Raw genomic sequence first — 17,044 nt, 5'->3', positions numbered from 1 at the left:
GCCCGAACGCTCGAGGCGCTGTGGCGCGCCATCGGTGACATCTGCAACTTGTTCGAGCCCGAGGCATGCCGCAACTACTTCACCGCTGCCGGATATGGATTCGTCTGAATGCCCGAGGCTCTAGTATATCAGAGTCATCATGAACCTATTGGTGAAGATAGTGAAGGGAGTTTCAGCTCCAGGGAGCGCCTAGAAAATGGTTCCGTAATCGATATTCGACGTACGTCAACAAGAACGGAGAATTGGTTTACTGCAGGGTACGTTACTGAAGTCGAAACAATCAAGACAACTACACACCCTATAGGTGGAGTTGAAACCGAGACATCCCGCACCCGGATTGAAACAGATCTTAGCGGTTGGAACCATGCCGGGCCTGGCAGAATCGAACGGGCGGCCGATTGGCTGACGGATTCGATTAAGGATACATGGGAGCAACTGGCTAACGATAAAGATCGTGTCGCTCCCAAGGCTGGCGTTACACAAGTAAGTTCAGGAAACGAAACGTTCTCTGCTGCAATTCAGGTTGGAACTACGAATAGAGATTCATTGCTCGGCAATGGCGTTCTCATAGGCGGAGGCGGACATGATACTCTGACGGGAGGGACAGAAATTGACCTCCTCATTGGAGGCAGCGGCAACGACATGTTGGAGGGCGGACTGGGGGGATCTCCTTGAGGGTGGGACCGGTAATGACTATGCGATTTACGAGAAGTCATCACAGGGCATCGTCGCAAACCTTTCGGATGCATCGAAGAACACCGGAATGGCTGCTGGTGACGCCTATGTCTCCATTGAAGGAATTGTTGGTTCGAGTTTCAACGACTGGCTGATTGGCGATGCTGCAGACAATGGTTTGGTCGGCGGTGCAGGTCATGACACGCTGGAGGGTGGTCTCGGGAGTGACCGGCTTCGGGGGAACGACGGGTATGACTATGCCAGCTACGAGAACGCTGCCGGTAGCGTGAAGGTGAACCTGTCCGACCTGTGGCAGAACACAGGCGAGGCCAGGGGTGACCAATACCTGGAAATCGAAGGCCTGATCGGCTCGGCCTTCAACGACCGCCTGACCGGCGACGCGGCCTCGAACGGGCTGCACGGCTACGGCGGCCACGACACGCTGCTTGGGCAGGCCGGCGCCGACACGCTCGACGGCGGCCTGGGCGACGACACCCTGCTCGGCGGTTCGGGCGCGGATCATCTGATCGGCAGCTACGGGGTCGACTGGGTGTCCTATGCCGATGCGGCCGGCGGCGTCAGCGTGAGTTTGGCCGACGGCCGTGGCGGCTTCGGCAGTCTGGCGGGCGGTAGCGCCGATGCGGTCGGCGACACCTACGACAACGTCGAGAATGTCGAGGGCAGCCACAGCCACGACGTGCTCGCCGGCGATGCCGGCGCCAATCACCTGCGCGGCCTCGGCGGCGACGACATCCTACAGGGCGGGGGCGGCGCCGACACGCTCGAGGGCGGCGCCGGCTTCAACTGGGCCTCCTACGCCAACGCCACATCCGGCGTGACCGCCAACCTCGCCAACCGCTGGGCCAACACCGGCGAGGCGGCGGGCGACGTCTACCTCGACATCCGCGGCCTGCACGGCTCGCAGCATGCCGATTATCTGGTGGCGGATGCGACCGGCAACGCGATCCTGGGTCTGGGCGGGAACGATACGCTGCAGGGCGGCACTGGTGGCGACGCGCTCGAGGGCGGCGAGGGCAGCGACCAGCTTGCGGGCGGGTTGGGTTCGGATCAGCTCGTCGGCGGCGGCGGGGCGGACTGGTTCCGCTTCGATGCGGCGCTGGGAGCGGGCAACGTCGACACGGTGACCGACTTTGCGGTCGGCCAGGACCTGATCGTGCTGGCGCGCGGCGTGTTCACGGCGTTCGGATCGAGCGGCGCGGTGGCCGCGACGGCGGTGACGGTGGGATCGGCGGCGACGAGCGCGGCGCACCGGCTGGTCTACAACGGCGCCACCGGCGCGTTGTCCTACGATGCCGACGGCGTCGGCGGCATGGCGCAGGTGCAGTTCGCCACCCTGGCCAAGAACCTGGCCCTGACCTCCAGCTCCTTCATGCTGATCTGAGCGCAGGCATCGAGGCGGGTAAGAAAGCAAAAGCCGGCGCCACACGCGCCGGCCTTTTTGATGACGTGAGATCGTCTCCGACGATGCAGGGCTTTTAGAGCATCGTGCGGCCTCCTGGATCCGCGCACAACGATGCTCTCATTTATGGAGTAAGCATCGGACCCAAAAGTGCAAATCCACTTTTGGGTCCGATGCTTTAGGCGGCTGCATCCGCGAGCGCGATATCCGCGTTGGTGGCTTCCGTCAGCGGCAGGTGGACCAGCACGATGGTGCCGAGGCCTTCCTGGCTTCTGATGCGGAGTGAGCCGCCATGCAGTTCGGCGAGCGAGCGGGCGATGGCGAGGCCGAGGCCGGAACCCTTGTAGCTCTTCGAGAACTCGGTCTCGACCTGCTCGAAGGGCTGACCGAGCTTGTGCAGGGCGTGATCGGGAATGCCGATGCCGTCGTCTTCCACATAGATGTTGACGGCGTTGCCGGCCTGGCGCGTGCGCACCGTGATGCAGCCGCCGTCGCTCGTGAATTTCGTCGCGTTCTGGAGCAGGTTGACGAGGATCTGGTGCAGGGCGCGCTCGTCCGCCGGCACGATGATATCCTCGGGGTTCACGTCGACGGTGACGGAGAGGTTCTTGGCCTTGGTCTGCTCGCCGACGAGCTTGAGGGCGCGCTGGATCGAGGCATGGACTTCGATCGGCTGCTTGGTGAGCGTCGTACGGCCGGCCTCGATGCGCGACATGTCGAGAATGTCGTTGATCACCGACAGAAGATATTCGCCGCTCGAGCGGATGTCGGAGCAGTATTCCTCGTACTTATCCGAACCGAGCGATCCGAAGATGCCGCTCTGCATCACTTCCGCAAAACCGATGATGGCGTTGAGCGGCGTGCGCAGCTCGTGGCTCATATTCGCGAGGAACTCGGACTTGGCGCGGTTGGCGCTTTCGGCCTGAGCCTTCTGGTCGAGATAGCGCTCGGCGAGATCGGCGAGCTGATGCGTCTGCGCTTCGAGCTTCTGGCGCGATTGCTTGAGGTCGAGAACGGTCGCGATAAGCTCCTTCTCGGACTCGACGAGACGGTGCTCGTGGCGCTTGAGCGCGGTGATGTCGGTGCCGACCGACACATAGCCGCCGTCCTTGGTGCGGCGTTCGTTGATCTGCAGCCAGCGGCCATCCTGCAGGCGCGCCTCGAAGGTACGCGCGCCCACATCCTGCTGCTCGCGGCGCAGGAACTGATGCTGCACCTCCGGCGGCCGGCCGAGCGCCATCACGTCCGCATAGGCCTTGCCCTGGAGCTGCGCGTCGGCAGGTAGTTCGTGCAGTTTCTGGAACTTCGAATTGCAGAGCACGAGGTTGTTGTTGGCGTCCCACAGCACGAAAGCCTCGGAGATCGCCTCGATGGCATCGTGCAGGCGCGCATCGGCCTTCGCGGTCTTCTCTTCCAGGCCGCGCTGCTCGGTCACGTCGACGGCGATGCCGACGAGGTGGCTTGCGGCGTCGTCCGGATCGTTCATCAGCTCGGCGCGGGCGCGCAGCCACACCCAATCGCCCGAGATGCTGCGGATGCGGAACTCGTAATCGACGAGCGAGGTGCTGGCGGAGGCGAGCTGCTCGGCGAGGGTGAAGAGATCCTGATCCTCGGGATGGATCATGGTGTTCACTTCGCCGAAGGAGAGGAACTCGTCCTGGCGCTCGTAGCCCAGGAGTTCGTACATCGAGTCGGACCAGTAGATGCGGCCGCGGCCGATATCCCAATCCCACAATCCGCAGCGGCCGCGATTGAGCGCGGAGTCGATCCTGTCGCGCACCTTCTCGCAGACCTCGTCGGCCGCGCGGGCGCGGTTTGCCTGCATCACATAGGCCACGCCGATGCCGAGCAGAACCATGATCGTGGCGCCGAGCAGCGAGACATGGCCGATGGTGCGCGTCCACCACCCGGACAGAATGTGCGGCATCGGCTGCACGAGCGCGATCTGTCCGGAGGAGGCGTGAAGCGCACGGACCGTCGCCATGCCCTCGGAGCCGCCGGGAAGCTTGATCGTCATGACGCCGGCACGGTCCGCGAACAGCATCAGAGGCTGCGCTTCGCCCAGGATATCCGTGAGCTTGGCCGGTGCGTCTTCCATCGGCGGATGGACCGCGAGGACCGCACCGGCCTGGTCGACCAGCATGAGGGAGCGGTTCTGCGTCAGGGCGCTCGGCGGCATGTCCTTCGCCAGACGCTCAAGCTGAGCTGCGGCCTGCATGCGGTCGGCGGGTGCCCGCGCGGTGCCGAGCTTCGCGGCCGAGAGCGATGCGATGATATCGATGTCGTTGATGGCGTCGAAAAGCGTATCCTTGCGGCCGTCGCGGATCTGGATCCAGGCGCTGCCGGCCAGCGTGACGAGGAAAAGAACAAGGAGGGCAGGGACTGCGAGCCTCAGCAGAGGCTCATATTGCTCGAGCCGACGATAGGCCGGATTTGCGTCCGATCGCGTCACCCCTAGAATCGTACCCGCGCGTGCGGGTACGCATGCGGTCACCGCCCCCGCCATGCGATGTTTCCTCCGGAACCATTTACGTCCTGTTTCGGAGGACGTGCCGCATCTCTCCGAATCATTAACAATAGAATCTTGAGCGGGTGATTTGTCTAGTTAGTAGAACCCGAAGGTTAATAAAAAATTTCCCATTTTACATTCCCTTGGGGAAATCTTGGACAACTCGGTAACCTATTCAAATGAATAGGTTATTTCCCCTGGCTCTCCTCGAGGGAGCGGCTCACGATGTCTCCTACATCGCGGGAAAGGTTGGGCTTTTGGGCGATGGAACGAAGGGCCTCTTCCGCATGCGACCGGCGGGCGGTTTCCATCATGCGCCACGTGCTGAACGCGGTCAGAAGACGGGCCGCGAGCTGCGGATTCAACTCGTCCGCGCGTAAAACGATGGAGGCCAAGAAGCGGTAGCCTGCTCCGTCCGCACGATTGAACTGAACCTGGTTCAGCATGGCAAAGCTTCCGATGAGCGAGCGCACGCGATTGGGATTGGCGATGGAGAAAGCCGGATGCTGCATCAAACCCTTGACGCGCTCCAAGGTGCCGTCCTCCGGGATGGCTGCCTGCAGCGTGAACCACTTGTCGAGGACCAGAGGCTCGTTGCGGTAGCGGTCCCCGAACCGGGCGATGGCCTCTTCGCGGACTGCGCCGGGCAAGGTCGTCAGAACGCTCAGTGCTGCAAGGCGATCGGTCATGTTGCTCGCCGATTCAAGCTGCCTCACGGCGAGTGCCTCGCCCACGCAGGGGTCGGATGCAGAGAGAAGGTCGAGGGATGCATTGCGCAAGGATCGGCGTCCGGCGCTGGCCGCATCCGGACTGTAAGCCCTTGCAGCGGACAGGGAATCGTAGAAGCGGTGCAGATGCGTGGCGCAGCTTTGACCGATGCGGCGACGCATCTCCGAACGAGCGCAATGGATGGCGTCGGGATTCACATTCTGCCCGATCTCCTGCGCAATATCCGCCTCGCTCGGAAGCGTGACGACAAGCGCCGCGAAGGCCGGATCGTCCAGGGCATCCCTGTCCATGAAGGAGCAGAGCGCTCCGGAGAAGGCATTGATTTCCTCGTCGGTGACTTGAATACCCGTCGAGAGAGAAGCCAGCAGACGCATGGCAACGGTCTGAGCCGCCTGCCAGCGATTGAAGGCATCGGTGTCGTGCCGGAGGAGGACCAGCAGTTCCTCATTCGGCAGATCGAGCGATACCTTGACCGGAGCCGAGAACCCTCTGAAGAGCGAAGGGACAGGCAGGGACGTCACACCCGTGAAGGTGATGGTGGCCTCAGGCTTGTCGAACAGGAAGACACCGCGCGGGTCCACGCGGTCGCAAGCTGCATTCGCCGGCGATCCGTCATGCGTCACCAGACCAAGCGCCACGGGAATCGCTATCGCGTCCTTCGTCGTCTGACCGGGCGTCGGGGGCGTGCTCTGCGCGAGATCGAGGCGGTAGGTCTGCGCCTCCGGGTCGTATTGCCCCTTCACCTTCACCCGTGGCGTCCCCGATTGCTCGTACCAGCGGGCGAAGTGGGACAGGTCCCGGCCCGTCACGTCGGCGAAGGCGTTCAGGAAATCCTCGACCGTGGCGGCGGTGCCGTCGCAGCGCTCGAAATAGAGATCCATGCCACGCCGGAAATCCTCGTCGCCGATGATCGTCTTGAGCATGCGGACGATCTCCGCGCCCTTTTCATAGACCGTCGCGGTATAGAAGTTGTTGATCTCGCGATATTGGCTCGGACGCACCGGATGGGCGAGGGGACTCGAATCCTCCAGGAACTGCCGCGCCCTCAAAGTCTTCACCTCGGCAATGCGATGCACGGGGCGGGAGCGTTCGTCCGACGAGAATTCCTGGTCGCGGAAGACCGTCAGCCCCTCCTTCAGGCAGAGCTGGAACCAGTCGCGGCAGGTGACGCGGTTGCCGGTCCAGTTGTGGAAATACTCGTGCGCGATGATCGCTTCGATATGGGCGTAGTCCATATCCGTTGCGGTCTCAGGGCTGGCCAGGACATACTTGTCGTTGAAGATGTTGAGGCCCTTGTTCTCCATCGCGCCCATGTTGAAGTCGGACACAGCGACGATATTGAACACGTCGAGATCGTATTCGCAGCCGAAGACCTTTTCGTCCCAGCGCATGGAGCGTTCGAGCGCGTCGAGGGCATAATCTGCGCGGTCCTCCTTGCCGGGCTCCACGTAGATCGCAAGCTCCACCTCGCGTCCGCTCATGGTCGTGAAGGTTTTGGAGATCCGGCCGAGACTCCCTCCCACCAAAGCGAAGAGATAGGACGGCTTCGGGTGCGGATCGTGCCAGACGGCATAATGCTTGCTGGTTCCATCGATAGGCCCGCTTTCCACGGGATTACCATTGCCGAGAAGAACCGGAACGTCGTCGCGATCCGCCTCGATGCGGGTCGTGTAGACGGCCATCACGTCGGGCCGGTCGAGGAAATAGGTGATGCGCCGGAAGCCCTCGGCCTCGCATTGCGTGCAATAATTGCCGCTCGACCGATAAAGGCCCATGAGCTTCGTGTTGGCCGTCGGGTTTATCTCAGTCTCGATGGTCAGGGTGAAGGGCTGGCGGGGGGCTTGCGCAATCGTGAGCGATTGCGGAGAGGCTTCGAACTCTTCATCGGTCAGGATTCGTCCATTCAGAACCACAGCCTTCAGGTTCAGTTCGTCGCCGTCGAGAACAAGGGGGGCATCCGAGCGCCCCTCTGGATTAGGTCTCATGACGAGGGTGGCGGTGACCCGGGTCTCGGTCGGGTGCAGTTTGACGTCGAGCTCGACGCTGTCGATCAGGAAGTCGCTGGGCCGGTAATCCTCAAGGCGAACGATCGGGCTTGTGTCGGTGCGCATCAGATACTCTTTTGAAACTTAATTACATAAGAGGCTAGGGCCTTGGGGAGAGACTTCCAGTCTGCTTGAAGCAGCATTCATTAAAAGTCACCTGATCTTGAGCAAATCCAAGGCTTTTTCGGCACAAGAAAAAGGTACCCCTTGATCTCCTCGGCAATTACGCCATCACCAGCGCATCGTGCGGAAAAGTGGATTCCGGTTTTCCGCGCCCAACGATGCGCCAGTTTAAAGAAGAAGCATCGGATGGATCCCAAAAGTGGACCCACTTTTGGGTCCGATGCCATAAGCGTGACCCATAGAGAGGCTGATTATGGAATATCTCCACACCATGGTTCGTGTCGCGAACCTCGAAGAATCTCTCGATTTCTTCGTCAATAAGTTCGGTCTGGTCGAGGTCCGTCGGACGGATAACGAGAAGGGGCGCTATACCCTCGTTTTCCTCGCAGCTCCCCGCGATGTGGAGAAGGCCAAGGATTCGAAGGCGCCGCTGCTGGAGCTCACCCACAACTGGGACGAGAATGAATATGCCGGGGGGCGCAATTTCGGACATCTCGCTTACCGGGTTGACGATATCTACGAGTTCTGCCGCAAGCTCATGGATGCGGGCGTCACCATCAACCGTCCGCCCCGCGATGGTTACATGGCCTTCGTGAAAACCCCGGACAACATCTCCATCGAGCTGCTCCAGCGCGGCGAGCCGAAGCCGGTCCAGGAGCCCTGGGCGTCCATGCCTAATGTCGGCACCTGGTAAGCTTGAGCCTTTGGTCCGTAAAAGACCTGCCTCTTCTCTGGGGGCAGGTTGAGGATCCCCTTGGCGAAAAAGTCTTGCTCCGCCATTCTACCCGGCTCACCATAACAAGGCCGGGTGTAACCGGCGGAGGATTATCGTGGTACGAGACACAATCCGCTTCTGGCGGAACGGACAGGCGGTCGAGGTTTCGGGCTTTCACCCACGCACCACGCTTCTAGACTACTTGAGGCTTCAGGAGCGTCGCGTCGGCACAAAGGAAGGTTGCGCGGAAGGGGATTGCGGCGCCTGCACCGTGGCGTTGGGCCGAGTGAGGGGCGGACGCGTTCATTACGAACCTATCAATGCCTGTATCCTGCTGCTAGGCCAGGTCGACGGAGCGGAGCTCGTCACCGTCGAGGATCTTGCGGCCAACGGAGAATTACACCCTGTTCAGTCCGCCATGGTGGAAGCTCATGGCTCCCAGTGCGGGTTCTGCACGCCAGGCATCGTGATGAGCCTGTTCACCCTCTATCACGAGGGCAAGCGGCCCTTGGACCGCGAGAGCATCAACGATGTGCTCGCCGGCAATCTCTGCCGCTGTACCGGTTATCGGCCGATCGTGGATGCCACCCTCCAGGCCTGTAGCCAGCAAGCTGACGACGCGTTTTCCGCGAGCCACGAGCAAACCGCTCAGGGACTCATGAGCCTTGCCGACGGACGCGATATCTTCATCGGCAGCGAGACCCGCTTCTTTGCCGCGCCCGCGAGCGAGGCTTCGCTCGCCGCTTTTTACGCGCAGCACCCGGACGCCACGCTCGTCGCCGGCTGCACCGATGTGGGGCTTTGGATCACCAAGGCCATGATGGAGATCGAGAAGATCATCTGGCTTGGTCGCGTGGCCGGCTTGGATCTGATCGAGGATTCCTCGGATGTTCTCGGCATCGGCGCGACCGTGACACATTCCGAGATCTATCCGTCTCTTGCACGGATCGATCCCGATCTCGGCGAGATTATGCGCCGGTTCGGCTCGCTTCAGGTGCGTGTTTCGGGAACGGTCGGCGGCAGCATCGCCAATGGCTCGCCCATCGGCGATCTCGCGCCGGCCTTCATTGCGCTCGGCGCAGAGCTGGAACTGCGGCAGGGCGAGACCGTTCGCACCCTGCCGCTCGAAAACTTCTTCATCGCCTATCGCAAGCAGGACCGACTGCCCGGTGAGTTCGTGCGTCGGGTGACGGTGCCGAAGCTGAAAACTAACGAGATCTTTCGCGCCTACAAGATTTCCAAGCGGTTCGACGAGGACATCTCCTCGGCGCTTGGCGCTTTCAAGTTCACGCTCGACGGACGGCGCATCGCCGACGCCCGCGCCGCCTTTGGCGGCATGGCGGGAACGCCCAAGCGCGCAGCCGAGACGGAACGCGCACTGACCGGCCTGTCCCTGGACGAGCCGTCGTCCTGGGGCGAGGCCATGGCTGCCATCGCGCGCGACTATCAGCCCCTCGACGATCACCGGGCCTCATCGGCGTACCGCTCGACGGTCGCGCGCAATCTTGTGTTCAAGGCTCTGAGCGAAACCGCATCGGGCACGACATGCGCCACGCGGATCGTCGGCCAGCGCGAAACGCTCGATGCGGCGGAGTAAGGCCATGAACGCACCCGCCAAACCGACAATGGATGCGGAAGCGCACCGTCATATCCGCAAGCCCCTGCCGCACGATTCCGGCGTGAAGCACGTTCAGGGTTCCGCGCAATATATCGACGATATTCGCGAGCCTGAAGGCACGCTGCATATCGCCATTGGCCAGTCGCCGAAAGCGCGGGGACGCTTGGTTTCCCTCGACGTCTCGGCCGTACGAGCCGTGCCCGGCGTCGTGGCGGTTCTCACTACGGCCGACATTCCCGGCAAGAACGACGTGTCGCCTGCCTTCGGCGACGATCCGCTTTTCGTCGATAAAGAGATCAGTTTCCTGGGCCAGGCTCTCTTCGCCGTCGTCGCGACGGACCGCGACCTGGCGCGCCGCGCTGTCAAGAAGGCGGTGGTGGAGATCGAATCCGAAGCGCCCAGCATCACGGTCGAGGATGCGCTGGAGCGTGGCGAAACCGTGCTGCCGGATTATGCTTACGGCCGCGGCGATCCTGATGCGGTCATCGCTCAGGCGCCGCAGAAGCTCGAAGGCCAGTTCCGCGTCGGCGGGCAGGAGCATTTCTATCTCGAAGGCCAGATCGCCCTGGCAATCCCGGGCGAGGACGGCGATATCTATGTCTATTCCTCGACCCAGCATCCCACGGAGGTGCAGCATGTGGTGGCCCGCGTGCTCGATATTCCCGATGCTTACGTGACCTGCGAAACGCGCCGCATGGGCGGCGGCTTCGGCGGCAAGGAAAGCCAGGCGACGCAATGGGCCGTCACGGCGGCGCTCGCCGCGCGCGTGACGGGAAGACCGTGCAAGCTGCGTCTCGATCGCGATGACGATTTCGTCCTCACCGGCAAGCGTCATGATTTTCGCTGCGACTGGAAGGTCGGATTCGACGAGGAAGGTCACATCCAGGGTTATACGGTCGATCTTCTCGCACGCTGCGGTTATTCGGCGGATCTTTCCAGCGGCGTCGTCGACCGGGCGATGTTCCATGCGGACAACGCCTATTGGATGCCCGCTGTCCACGTCGCCTCGAAGCGGCTGAAGACCAACACGGTCTCGAACACCGCCTTCCGCGGTTTCGGCGGCCCGCAGGGCATGCTTGCCATCGAGCATGTGATGGACCAGATCGCCTGGGCGACGGGGCGCGATCCGCTCGATGTGCGCTATGCTAATTTCTATCGCCCTGGCGAAAATCTTACGCCCTACGGCATGGAGGTGGAAGAGACGGATACCCTCCTCAATCTCGTGCGCACCCTCGAACAGACTTCGAACTACCGCACGCGGCGCGAGGAGATTGCGGCCTTCAACGCATCCTCGCCGATCATGAAGCGTGGGCTGGCGTTGACGCCCGTCAAATTCGGCATCAGCTTCACGCTCACCCATATGAATCAGGCTGGCGCGCTGGTGCATGTGTATCAGGATGGTTCCGTGCATCTGAATCACGGCGGCACCGAGATGGGGCAAGGACTCTACATCAAGGTAGCGCAGGTGGTGGCGGAAGAATTCGGCATCGCCATGGAGCGGGTGCGCATTACCGCGACAACCACCGCGAAGGTGCCGAACACCTCGCCGACCGCAGCCTCCTCCGGCTCTGATCTCAACGGTATGGCAGCCCGTATCGCAGCCGGCGCGATCAAGAAACGCATGATCGCCTATGCCGCCGAGGCCTACAAAGTCCCGGAGGAGCAGATCGAATTCCGCGACGACCGGGTCTTCATCGGCAACGAGAGTCTTGCCTTCGACGAGCTGGTCAAGAAATGCATCCTTGCCCGCGTCGCGCTCTCGGAGGCAGGTCACTACAAGACGCCGAAAATCACCTGGGACCGCGCGAAGGGGACCGGGCGGCCTTTCTTCTATTTCGCCTATGGTGCGGCCTGCTCGGAAGTCATCGTCGATACGCTGACCGGCGAGAACCGCCTGCTGCGCACCGACATCCTCCACGATGTGGGCCGCTCGCTCAATCCGGCCATCGATATCGGCCAGATCGAAGGCGGCTTCGTGCAGGGCTTGGGCTGGCTCACGACGGAGGAGCTGGTCTTCAGCAAGGAAGGGCATCTGCTCACGCACGCGCCTTCCACCTATAAGATCCCGGTCGCCTCCGACGTGCCGGCCGACTTCAACGTGGCGCTCTATCCCAACGAGAATCGCGAGGAGACGATCTATCGCTCCAAGGCCGTGGGCGAGCCGCCGCTCATGCTGGCGAACAGCGTCTTCTGCGCGCTGGCGGACGCGATCCATGCGCTCGATCCGTCAAAGTCCGTGCCGCTGAATGCACCCGCCACGCCCGAGGCGATCCTGCGCGCCTGCGAGGCGCTTCGGGGGAGGCCGATGGGGTGAGGGTCTGGCGCCAGCTCACCGATTTCGTGACGCGGCACGGAGCCGCCGCCCTCATCACCGTGCATGATGTGAAAGGCTCCGCCCCTCGGGAGGTTGGCGCGCATATGGTCGTGCGGCCCGATGGGGCTTTTCACAGCACGATCGGTGGCGGGCAGCTCGAATTCCGCATGCTCGATATCGCCCGCGAGATGCTGGGTGCAGGGCGCGGCCCTGCTCGGATCGTCGATCAGGCGCTCGGGCCCGATCTCGGCCAATGCTGCGGCGGGCGGGTGAAGATCCTGATCGAGACTTTTGACAAGCGGGACCTGGAAGATCTCGGCCCTCTCGTGGAAGCCGAAGCCGAGGGCGGGCTGTTCGAGGTCGAGTGCCGGATGGAGAACGGCCGCGTGAAGCGCGAATTCGCCTCCGCCGTCGGCGACGATGATTGGACCGGCTGGCACGAGATCCATGGCGAGGTGCGTACGCCCGTTCTCATCTTCGGCGCCGGTCATGTCGGCCGCGCGCTCGTCCTCTCCCTCGCGCCTCTGCCGTTTTCGGTGCGCTGGCTCGATGACCGGGAGGGTGCCTTTCCCTCCCATATTCCGCCGAATGCGAAGGCGGTTCGCATGCGCGACGCGGAAGCCGAAATCGCCGAGGCCGACCCCAACTCCCTCATCCTGGTCATGACCCATGACCACCCCCTCGACATGGCGATCACGGCGGCTGCCTTGAAGCGGGACTTCCCCTATGTCGGCCTCATCGGCAGCGCCACGAAGCGGGCGCGCTTCGAGAAGCGGTTTAGAGACCTGAGCCTCCCTGAGGAGAAAATCCACTCGCTCGTCTGCCCCATCGGGCTCCCCGGCATTGCGGACAAGGACCCGGCCGTCATCGCCGCCTCCGTGACGGCGCAGCTGCTGCAGATCAGGGAGAAGATGAGTCGAGAATGAGCGCTTTTTGTCATCCCCGGCGAGCCGAAGGCGAGGGAAGGGGATCCACTCATGGACTCGGCGCTATGGATTCCCTTCCCCTCCGCTTCGCTCCGGCCGGGAATGACACTGGAACCGCCTTGAGCGAAATCTCTCGCCACCTGCCGCCTCAAACGATACATAAGCTCCATGAGCACCATGAAGACCGACGATCAGCTTTATCTGGCGCGCGCCATTGAATTGTCCCGTGAGCACATGGACAGGGGAGCCGGAGGCCCGTTCGGCGCCCTGATCGTGCGCGAGGGCAAGGTTCTGGCCGAGGGCTGGAATCAGGTGACGTCCTCCAACGATCCGACAGCCCATGCCGAGGTCACGGCGATCCGCCGCGCCTGTGAAGCGGTTGGCGATTTCTCGCTGGAAGGCGCCACGCTCTATACGAGCTGCGAGCCTTGCCCCATGTGCCTCGCCTCGGCCTATTGGGCGCGGGTGAGCCGGATCGTCTTCGCCAATACCCGGCAGGATGCGGCCGATATCGGCTTCGACGACAGCCTGATCTATGACGAGATTCCAAAACCCCACGCCGAGCGCATCCTCCCCATGGATCACCTGCCGAGCCTGGAGGCGAGGGCGGTATTCGACGCCTGGGCGGACAAGGACGACAAGATCGCCTATTAATATCCGGCTGCGCTTCCTATCTGAGCCTCACCCGACATCTACCTGAGACACACCCATGCCCCGCGTCACCACCATCGTCCGCAAGCCCGCCGTGAAGGCCGACCGCGTCGTCGACATGATCACCCTCGACCACGAGGCGCGCAACCGCCGCCAGGGGAAGCTGAGGGCCGAAGGTGGGACGGAGATCCTGCTCGATCTCGACATGGAAACCACCGTCAATGACGGTGATGCCCTGCGGCTCGAGGATGGGTATCTCGTCCAGGTGAAGGCCGCCGCCGAGTCGCTGCTGGAGGTGAGAGCCGAGAACCCCTTGCGCCTCACGCGCCTTGCCTGGCATCTTGGCAGCAGCCACGGCTTGGTCGAGGTCACGGCGGATGCTCTCTATGTCGAAAACAATCCGGCCATCGCCGAGCTGGTGCGCGGGCAGGGCTGCACGGCGACCCCGGTGGAGCGCCCTTTCAAGCCGGAGCGCAGCGCCCATGTCTGCGATCACGACCATGGGCATCACCATCATCATGGTCACGGCCATAGCCATGCCGAGAGCCATAGTCACGCTCATTCTCATGCTCACAGCCATGAGCATCACGATCATGGGCACGATCATGCGCATGACCACAAGCATGATCACGAGCATTCCCACCATGACCATACGCATCATCATGAGCACGGTCCCGGCTGTGGATGCGGCGGTCATCACCACCACGGGCACAAGCACGATCACTGATCGATCTTAAGCTTTCCGGCCATGTCCAAGACCACCCGCGCGACGCTAGCCCTGCAGCAGGCAGGCGTTTCCTTCACGGTTCATGCCTACGAGTACGATCCGAATGCGGAGCGCATCGGCCTGCAGGCGGCCGAGGCCATGGGGGCCGATCCCGCAAGCGTGCTCAAGACCCTGATGGTGCTGGTCGACAACAAGCCAGCCTGCGTGATCCTGCCCTCGGACCAGGAGGTGAACCTGAAGAAGCTCGCCGCCGCTCTCGGCGGCAAGGCGGCCCAGATGATGAAGCCCACAGACGCCGAGCGCATCACCGGCTACCACGTCGGCGGCATCAGCCCCTTCGGCCAGAAGAAGCGCGTCCCGACCGTTCTGGAGCAGTCGGCCTTCGAGCACGCGCAGGTGTTCATGAATGGCGGCCAGCGAGGCCTACAGGTGAAGCTCGATCCTCGCGATGCGGCGAAGGTGCTGGATGCCAAAGTAGTCGGCGTGATTTGAACAGCATCCCCTGTTCGGCATGGCCGCAAAGAGTGCCGCCATGCCGGGGTGGATACTAGAAGGTGAAATCACCAAAGTTGACGTGGAAGCCGAGTTTCTTCGGCAGAGCGTCCAGCACGTGTTCTTGGGTTGTCGGAAGAGTCTCATGGTTTGCCAAGGCGAGCTCGATCAAGCTCTTGGGGTGCCACGGATCGGTGACGATTTCCAACGCGTCTGTCACGAAATCGTTTGCTCCTCCGAAGACGTAAGCAAAGGCATCATCGGTGAGATCGATGGGGATGGTGGGGGACTCTGTCTGGGCGATTTTGGCGGCGAGATCGAGCAGCTTGTCCGCCACAAAGGCGAAGATTGGCTCGTCTCGCGCGGCAAGCACGGCGGCGGTTTGTTGCAGCCATGTGGTGAGGGCTGCGACTTCCTGCGGCTCAGGGGTGATGCTGCCGTCCTCGATGCGGTCGAGAGCGCCCTGGATGATCTTGCCCAGATCGACCTTGGCCAGAAGTTCGGGATGGCCGTTCACGACCGCGATCTGGTGGAGCATGGCCAGCACGGCTCCACCTGCATAAAGGTCGCCTTCGCCCGTGACGGCATCGGGAGACTGCTTCAGGATCTCCTTGATCAGTCGGAGATCGGCCTTGGCCCGCAGGAGGGTGTCGGGCTGGTCATAGGCCTTGTCATGGCGGCGGAACAGAGCGTCCAGCGGGTCCTCGGGCTTGACGGTATAATTCCCTGGCTCGTCGTCACCGACAAATTCGCCGCCCGACCAGTTGGGGCCGCCATATTGGCCGTAAGTGGGGATGGGAATGCCGCTAGGACTTTCTGTGAGAAGCAGCCAATTGATCTGCATGGATCCGTCCTCATCTGAATCATATGGTTTTCGAACGGGATTCGGCTCAGCCGAGCTTGCAGGTCACAGGCTCAATCTGGCCAGAATGCGGTGAGCTCGACCGTTGAAACTTTGGCAATCAGCGCCTGTGGCATCGGATCCCGCTTATTTTCCTTGAGATTGCAAGCACCATATTGGAAAAGCCTCGCCAACGCCCGATCGACCGGAAACCTCTCCTAGAAACTATTCCGAGATGACTCAGAAATTTCTCACCGTTGCGCCCATGATGGAGTGGACCGACCGGCATTGCCGGGCGTTCCACCGCGTCCTGTCGCGCCGGGCGCGGCTCTATACGGAGATGGTCACCACGGGAGCGGTCATTCATGGGCCGCGGGAGCGGTTGTTAGGCTTCAGCCCTTCCGAGCATCCGGTGGCGGTGCAGCTTGGCGGGTCGGATCCGGCCGATCTGGCGAAAGCCGCCAGGATCTGCGCCGATTTCGGCTACGACGAGATCAACCTCAATGTCGGCTGCCCCTCCGACCGAGTGCAGAACGGCCGTTTCGGCGCCTGCCTGATGCAGGAGCCGGTGTTGGTCGGCGAATGCGTGGCGGCCATGAAGGCGGCCGTGTCCCTGCCGGTGACGGTGAAGTGCCGGATCGGCGTCGACGACCAGAATACTGAAGAGGCCTTGAACCGCCTGACGGACTGCGTGGTGGCGGCCGGCTGCGACGAGCTGACGGTCCATGCCCGCAAAGCCTGGCTGCAAGGTTTGTCGCCGAAGGAAAACCGAGACATTCCACCGCTCGATTACAACAGGGTCTACCGGCTGAAGCAGGCCCGCCCGGATCTTCCCATCGCCATCAATGGCGGAATCAAGACCATGGCCGAGGTGCACGAGCACCTGAAGCATGTAGACGGCGTGATGCTCGGCCGCGTGGCCTATCACGAGCCTGAAATCCTGCTTGGGGTCGATCCCGAGCTTTATGGCGAAGCTTCCCCCGTTGTGGACGGGTTCGAGGCGGTCGAGGCCTATGAGCCCTATATCGCGGAGCAACTCGCGAAGGGCGAGCGCCTGCACAACATCACCCGCCACATGCTCGGCCTCTTCACCGGCCGCCCCGGCGCACGGGCCTATCGCCGTCATCTGGCGACGGAGGCGGTGAAGCCTGGGGCGAACCTGCAGACGTTGCGGGATGCGGTGGCGCATGTGGCGCGGGGCGAGGCGGTGCCTGCGCTCAACGCTGCCGAGTAAGTTTGCTGTCATCCCGGGGCCGCGC

At 62.4% G+C, this 17,044-nt stretch carries 13 protein-coding genes; 10 read left to right on the top strand and 3 right to left on the bottom strand.

What is annotated here, in order from left to right:
- The first annotated feature begins 108 nt into the window (after nt 1–108).
- Nucleotides 109–675 (top strand): hypothetical protein, encoded by a 567-nt coding sequence (locus tag ACS5Q1_RS17585; RefSeq protein ID WP_473099393.1) that lies wholly within the window; start codon nt 109–111, stop codon nt 673–675.
- 88 nt (nt 676–763) lie between these two features.
- A complete protein-coding gene (locus ACS5Q1_RS17580; protein WP_473099392.1) occupies nt 764–2,077 on the top strand; it encodes a calcium-binding protein in 1,314 nt (437 codons plus the stop codon).
- Nucleotides 2,078–2,273: 196 nt separating this feature from the next.
- On the opposite strand, the gene ACS5Q1_RS17575 is transcribed toward ACS5Q1_RS17580, so the two are convergent.
- On the bottom strand, nt 2,274–4,601 hold the full coding sequence (locus tag ACS5Q1_RS17575; protein ID WP_473099391.1) for a PAS domain-containing sensor histidine kinase: 2,328 nt from the start codon (nt 4,599–4,601) through the stop codon (nt 2,274–2,276).
- A 191-nt stretch (nt 4,602–4,792) separates the two neighbouring features.
- Complete coding sequence (gene pepN / locus ACS5Q1_RS17570) at nt 4,793–7,444, bottom strand: aminopeptidase N (protein ID WP_473099390.1); 2,652 nt, start codon at nt 7,442–7,444, stop codon at nt 4,793–4,795.
- Between the two features lie 310 nt (nt 7,445–7,754).
- On the opposite strand from pepN, the gene ACS5Q1_RS17565 reads away from it, so the two are divergent.
- The 7 genes from ACS5Q1_RS17565 to ybaK all read left to right on the top strand — a co-directional run bounded on the left by ACS5Q1_RS17565 (nt 7,755) and on the right by ybaK (nt 14,944).
- The gene (locus ACS5Q1_RS17565; RefSeq protein WP_473099389.1) at nt 7,755–8,195 is read left to right on the top strand and encodes a VOC family protein; all 441 of its coding nucleotides are present in this window, start codon (nt 7,755–7,757) and stop codon (nt 8,193–8,195) included.
- Between the two features lie 136 nt (nt 8,196–8,331).
- Nucleotides 8,332–9,813: a xanthine dehydrogenase small subunit gene (xdhA, locus tag ACS5Q1_RS17560; protein ID WP_473099388.1), complete on the top strand. Its 1,482-nt coding sequence runs from the start codon at nt 8,332–8,334 to the stop codon at nt 9,811–9,813.
- Between the two features lie 4 nt (nt 9,814–9,817).
- Nucleotides 9,818–12,148, top strand: coding sequence for a xanthine dehydrogenase molybdopterin binding subunit (gene xdhB / locus ACS5Q1_RS17555; RefSeq protein ID WP_473099387.1), 2,331 nt, complete (start codon nt 9,818–9,820; stop codon nt 12,146–12,148).
- Nucleotides 12,145–13,074 carry a xanthine dehydrogenase accessory protein XdhC gene (gene xdhC, locus ACS5Q1_RS17550; RefSeq protein ID WP_473099386.1) on the top strand — a complete coding sequence of 310 codons (930 nt, stop codon included), beginning with the start codon at nt 12,145–12,147 and terminating at the stop codon, nt 13,072–13,074. The genes xdhB and xdhC overlap by 4 nt, the downstream gene beginning before the upstream one ends.
- Before the next feature lie 168 nt (nt 13,075–13,242).
- Nucleotides 13,243–13,728: a nucleoside deaminase gene (locus ACS5Q1_RS17545; RefSeq protein ID WP_246776608.1), complete on the top strand. Its 486-nt coding sequence runs from the start codon at nt 13,243–13,245 to the stop codon at nt 13,726–13,728.
- Nucleotides 13,729–13,783: 55 nt separating this feature from the next.
- On the top strand, nt 13,784–14,452 hold the full coding sequence (locus ACS5Q1_RS17540) for an urease accessory protein UreE (RefSeq protein ID WP_473099385.1): 669 nt from the start codon (nt 13,784–13,786) through the stop codon (nt 14,450–14,452).
- Nucleotides 14,453–14,473: 21 nt separating this feature from the next.
- A complete protein-coding gene (gene ybaK, locus ACS5Q1_RS17535; RefSeq protein ID WP_473099384.1) occupies nt 14,474–14,944 on the top strand; it encodes a Cys-tRNA(Pro) deacylase in 471 nt (156 codons plus the stop codon).
- Between the two features lie 55 nt (nt 14,945–14,999).
- Here the strand turns inward: ybaK and ACS5Q1_RS17530 are convergent, their stop codons facing one another.
- Entirely contained in the window at nt 15,000–15,788 is a 789-nt protein-coding gene (locus tag ACS5Q1_RS17530) for a hypothetical protein (protein WP_473099383.1), read from the bottom strand.
- Between the two features lie 232 nt (nt 15,789–16,020).
- Here ACS5Q1_RS17530 and dusA point away from each other — a divergent pair, with 232 nt between their 5' ends.
- Nucleotides 16,021–17,019, top strand: coding sequence for a tRNA dihydrouridine(20/20a) synthase DusA (dusA, locus tag ACS5Q1_RS17525; RefSeq protein WP_473099382.1), 999 nt, complete (start codon nt 16,021–16,023; stop codon nt 17,017–17,019).
- The last annotated feature ends 25 nt before the right edge of the window (nt 17,020–17,044 follow it).

Source organism: Microvirga sp. GN3 (genome assembly GCF_055792825.1).
The sequence above is the reverse complement of the archived record's forward strand: the minus strand, read 5'-3'. Positions and strand labels throughout refer to the sequence as shown.

Bases quoted from the DNA above. Each gene is read 5' to 3' on its own strand.
- ACS5Q1_RS17545 (WP_246776608.1), top strand. From the start codon at position 13,243: ATGAGCACCATGAAGACCGACGATCAGCTTTATCTGGCGCGCGCCATT.
- ACS5Q1_RS17585 (WP_473099393.1), top strand. From the start codon at position 109: ATGCCCGAGGCTCTAGTATATCAGAGTCATCATGAACCTATTGGTGAA.
- ACS5Q1_RS17540 (WP_473099385.1), top strand. From the start codon at position 13,784: ATGCCCCGCGTCACCACCATCGTCCGCAAGCCCGCCGTGAAGGCCGAC.
- xdhB (WP_473099387.1), top strand. From the start codon at position 9,818: ATGAACGCACCCGCCAAACCGACAATGGATGCGGAAGCGCACCGTCAT.
- pepN (WP_473099390.1), bottom strand. From the start codon at position 7,444: ATGCGCACCGACACAAGCCCGATCGTTCGCCTTGAGGATTACCGGCCC.
- ACS5Q1_RS17565 (WP_473099389.1), top strand. From the start codon at position 7,755: ATGGAATATCTCCACACCATGGTTCGTGTCGCGAACCTCGAAGAATCT.
- ybaK (WP_473099384.1), top strand. From the start codon at position 14,474: ATGTCCAAGACCACCCGCGCGACGCTAGCCCTGCAGCAGGCAGGCGTT.
- ACS5Q1_RS17580 (WP_473099392.1), top strand. From the start codon at position 764: ATGGCTGCTGGTGACGCCTATGTCTCCATTGAAGGAATTGTTGGTTCG.
- ACS5Q1_RS17530 (WP_473099383.1), bottom strand. From the start codon at position 15,788: ATGCAGATCAATTGGCTGCTTCTCACAGAAAGTCCTAGCGGCATTCCC.
- ACS5Q1_RS17575 (WP_473099391.1), bottom strand. From the start codon at position 4,601: ATGGCGGGGGCGGTGACCGCATGCGTACCCGCACGCGCGGGTACGATT.
- dusA (WP_473099382.1), top strand. From the start codon at position 16,021: ATGACTCAGAAATTTCTCACCGTTGCGCCCATGATGGAGTGGACCGAC.